At 46.9% G+C, this 4,625-nt stretch carries 2 protein-coding genes and 1 pseudogene; 2 read left to right on the top strand and 1 reads right to left on the bottom strand.

Annotated features, from left to right (window positions below; all coding sequences use genetic code 11):
* A pseudogene (locus tag QUA25_RS26655) lies at positions 1 to 433 on the top strand (hypothetical protein); the annotation flags it as partial.
* Here the strand turns inward: QUA25_RS26655 and QUA25_RS26650 are convergent.
* Positions 430 to 1,782 (bottom strand): AAA-like domain-containing protein, encoded by a 1,353-nt coding sequence (locus QUA25_RS26650; RefSeq protein ID WP_333042482.1) that lies wholly within the window; start codon positions 1,780 to 1,782, stop codon positions 430 to 432. The pseudogene QUA25_RS26655 and the gene QUA25_RS26650 sit on opposite strands and share 4 nt — an antisense overlap.
* A gap of 290 nt (positions 1,783 to 2,072) precedes the next feature.
* Here QUA25_RS26650 and QUA25_RS26645 point away from each other — a divergent pair.
* Positions 2,073 to 4,625: Calx-beta domain-containing protein (locus QUA25_RS26645; RefSeq protein ID WP_333042481.1), on the top strand; the 2,553-nt coding region annotated here is incomplete at its 3' end.

Genomic DNA, 4,625 nt, shown 5'->3' with positions numbered 1-4,625 from the left:
TCTAGTTGGCGGCCCTGGTGACGATCGGCTGATTGGTGGTAATTTAGACGATGCTCTGCTTGGCGGTATCGGCAATGACAGTCTCTTGGGCGGAAGCGGTAACGATCAACTTAGTGGTTTCGGGTTTGGGGAAAATGAATTCGACATCCTCACAGGTGGCATTGGAAACGACAGGTTCGCGTTGGGTGACGCAAATAGCGTTTACTACCTCGGAAATGGCTACGCTACAATTACGGACTTTAGCTTAACTCAAAGCGATAAAATCCAAATTCAAGGCATTCTAACAGACGGTTATTCGCTTGGACTTGGCAACTGGGAAGGTAGCAATGCCCAAGACACTGGAGTTTTCTACAGGGGTGATTTGATTGGTGTTGTGCAAGACCAAAATATTACCAATGTCAACCCCAATCAGGTGTTCATCTCCGCTTTTTAACCTAAAACGCGGCAGAAATATTCGCGGTACAAATTGCAACGCGGCATGACATAATTGTTTTGCCGCCGCACAATTCCCATGCTGTGCAATTTGTAAATTTGCATGGAATCTAATTCAACTGGTTCGGCAGCATTGACCACTTTTTTCAAAGCTAAAGCTAATTCAGGATTGTGGTGCAGTATTTCCAAATGCTTTCGCAAATGACTGCTGTAAATTCCTGATTCTGATGCCGCATTTTCTAATAGCTGAGTTAATGAGATTTTGCCACAACTAATCTCATACATTGCCAATCTTACTAAATAAGGATGTCCGCCGATCGCACTTATTAACTCTCGCAACTGCCCCTCATCCCAATCCAAGCCGTGCAGCCGAGCTAAATCGTGAATTTGCTGGCTGTCAAACTCCAGCAACTCAACGGGAACCCCCGCATTAAACGGAGATTGATTCATGTCCAAAGGAATATAAACTTCCGTAGAATGCGCCATTACCAACCGCAGTTTTTTCCAGATATCCGAAATCTTGGCTTTTTCGTGCCAGCTTCGCAGCATCCCCAGAAAATCTTCAACTACTTCGGTGTAAGGAAAGAGGCGATCGACTTCATCCAACCCCAAAACCAGAGGCGTTTCTGTTTCTGCCAGCAAATACTCTTCAAAGTAAACAGTACAGTTATCGTTGCTGCCCAAAATATCCGTATCCCAATACTCGTTTAACTTGTTTTCTAACTTTAACTGTCGGCTTACCATCAAGCACAGCCAGCGCAGAAATTTATCCAGATTTGTTAATATTCCTCGGTCGGCGGCGCTCAAATCGAGATAAACTGCGTGATAGTTTTCCCGAACAGCGCCAGCTAAAATCCGGTTCATCAGTGAAGTTTTGCCCATCATTTCTGGTGCTTTAATCCGAATCAGAGAACCGGGTTTTACAACTGTCTCGCAGCACAATGATTCAATGTTGCAACGCTCCACATAAAAAGGAGAATCTAATGATACCGAGCCTTCGGGAAACTGCAAATTTGCCGCAGTCAGTGGTTGTAAGAGCAGGTTGGTGCTAATATATTGAGTGGACTCTTGGGAGGCAAATCTCCTCAGAGCTTCTTTAAAATTTTTCTTCGTGATTTTTTCTGCTAAAGCTTCTGAAAGCTTGTGCCACAATTTATTGCCGACATCTTTGTTGAGGTATTCAGCACTGTAGCCGTAAGTTTTGGCGATTTCATCGTAACTTTTTCCTTCCCAGGAACCTTGAAGGACTTTCATTTCGATGTCGCTGAGATGTTTGCCGGTGTTTTGAGCAAAAATGCGATCGGCAGATTCTTTGGTTTTGCTCCAAGAGAATTCTAATTCTGAGTTCATGGGATTGACGGGTAAGTACCCATATACGTAAGTATGCAGATGCTTGCAAGAGAGCAGTTGTTCCTGCACTGGAAAGTTACCCTGACTTTTCCCTATTTTAACTGATTTAACCTGAGTTTTTACTGTCAGTCCTTGTAGAAACGCCTGATTTTACTCTCCTGGTCGCTTTTGCTCTTAGGAAATAAACTGGTTTAGAAGCAAGTTGATTAGCGATCGCCCGATCGCAATTATCGATCGCCTAACCAACGATAGCCGAACCTCGCCAACACCAGGGTATAAGGAGAAAAATTATGGCTGCTACCATTACCGTTAATAGCACAGATGACTCAAATATCAGGAATGCCGTCCTCACCCTCAGAGAGGCAATTCTGGTTGCGAATGGCACTCTGAATGTTCCTGCTTTGACAGTGGCAGAACAAGCACAGATTAACGGCACTGTCGGTAGTGGTGCCGATCGCGACACGATCGCCTTTAATATCGGGGCGATCGGTTCTCAGCAATTAATTCAGCCTCTATCCGCACTGCCGCCGATCTCCGATCCAGCGATCGTCGATGGTTGGAGTCAAGGCGGCGCGGGCTATAACGGTTTGCCACTGGTGGAACTCAGCGGCAACCTCGCAGGAGTTGGGATGGTCGGACTTGATATCACTGCTGGGAACAGTACCGTGCAAGGTTTAGCAATCAACAGATTTGACTTGGCAGGTATCCGCTTGCAAACCAATGGCGGCAACGCGACCGTCAGCAACCACATCGGCACGGATCTTGCGGGTACGATCGATCGGGGCAACCGCAGGGGGATCTGGATTGATGGCGTTCCAGATAATCGGATCGAGAACAACTTAATCTCTGGCAACGACAATTTAAATGTCGGGCTTGGCATCGAGATTTCCGGCATCGCTGCGCGCAACAACCAAGTAATCGGCAACCTTATCGGCACTGATGTTACTGGTACTGTTGCGATAGGCAACTACGCTGGCATCAGCATCCGCAATGCGCCTGAAAACTTGATTCAGGACAACCTGATTTCTGGCAATGGGGGCCTTGGTGGCGGAATTGGGATTAACGGCCCAACTGCCAATCAAAATCGAGTTGTCGGCAACCTCATCGGTACTGATATCACGGGTAATGTAGCGCTAGGAAACACTATCTATGGCATCTCTATTGGCAGCGCTTCTAACAATATTATCGGCGGAACGACGCCTCAAGAACGCAATATCATTTCTGGCAGTCAGACTGCGGGTATTTTTTTTGCAATAGCGCCCACACTTTTAGGCGAACCTTCAGGCGGTGTAGCTGCGACAAACCGAGTTGTCGGCAACTATATCGGCACAAATATCAGCGGTACTGCCGCTTTGGGAAATCCGGTCGGCGTCTTTATCGCTGCTGGCGAAAGTAACATCATCGGTGGCACGACACCGCAAGAAGGCAATGTCATTTCCGGCAATCAAATGGGCGTCTATCTTAATAGCAACGAGGTCACTAACAACCGCGTTATCGGCAATTATATTGGCACGCAAGCTGACGGCAGCACTCCTTTACCCAATACTTTGTACAGCAACGTCATAGCTTTAGATACAGGTGTGAATAACCGCATCGGCGGTACCGCTGCAGGGGAAGGCAACACGATCGCATTTAGCGGTAGCAGCGGCATTCAAGTGACCGGTGGCAACGGTTTGGCAATTTTAGGCAATTCTATCTTTTCTAATAATGGTTTAGGCATCGATCTCGATAACGATGCCGATCCCTTAACTAGCGACGGCGTTACTCCAAACGACTTGGGAGACGGAGATACAGGCGGCAACGGCTTGCAAAATTTCCCGGTGTTAACCTCGGCAACTGCTAGTAACGGCAACATTACTATTAGCGGCACTCTCAACAGCATTCCCAATACGAATTTCCGCGTCGAATTTTTTGACAATACTGTTCTAGATCCCAGCGGTAACGGCGAAGGACAAACTTATCTCAACTTTGTTAATCTCATAACTGATGCTGCTGGCAATGCTAATTTTATATCGCCGCCTTTAACTGCAACAGGGGCGATCGTCACTACTGCTACTAACTTAACAACTAACGATACTTCGGAATTTTCTCAACCTTCCCCCGGCTTACTGGAATTTAGCAACCCCGCTTACACGGTGAATGAAAACGGTACAGTTGTAGGTACAGCAATTACCGTCAATCGCATCGGTGGTAATAAAGGTGCAGTTGGGGCAACGCTGACGCTGACGGATGGTACTGCTGTTGCTGCTGACTACACCAATACGCCGATCGCAATTAACTTTGCCGCCGGCGATACGACACCAAAAATTGTTACTATTCCGATCGCCGATGACGCGATCGACGAAGCTGACGAAACGGTTAATTTATCTCTAACTAATCCAACGGGAAATGCTACAGTTGGCGATCGATACAACAATGCAGTTTTGACAATTGCAGATAACGATAACCCTCCAACTGTCAGCATCGCCCCCGCCACGATTAATCAAGCTGAAGGCAATACAGGCACAACTACCTACAACTACACCGTTAGCCTCTCCAATGCTTCTGGTTTGCCCATTACTGTTAACTACAAGACAGATGACGGTACTGCTACTACGGGCGATCTCGACTACGAAGATAATGACGGTAATCTCATCTTTAATTCGCCAGAAGCGCTAACAAAAACAATCGCTGTAATTGTTAACGGCGACGACAAATTCGAGGCGAATGAAACTTTCAGCGTTACCCTCAACAACGCCACCAACGCCACCATCGATCCCGCCGCCAACCAAAGTACGGGCATTATTGTCAATGATGATAGTGATGACTCTAATCCCACTCCGACACCAACACCAACTCCGACA

It is taken from the genome of Microcoleus sp. Pol17C6, assembly GCF_036701145.1.
Classification (GTDB): domain Bacteria; phylum Cyanobacteriota; class Cyanobacteriia; order Cyanobacteriales; family Microcoleaceae; genus Microcoleus.
The sequence above is the reverse complement of the archived record's forward strand: the minus strand, read 5'-3'. Positions and strand labels throughout refer to the sequence as shown.

Coding starts and splice junctions, on each gene's coding strand:
- QUA25_RS26650 (WP_333042482.1), bottom strand. CDS start 1,782: ATGAACTCAGAATTAGAATTCTCTTGGAGCAAAACCAAAGAATCTGCC.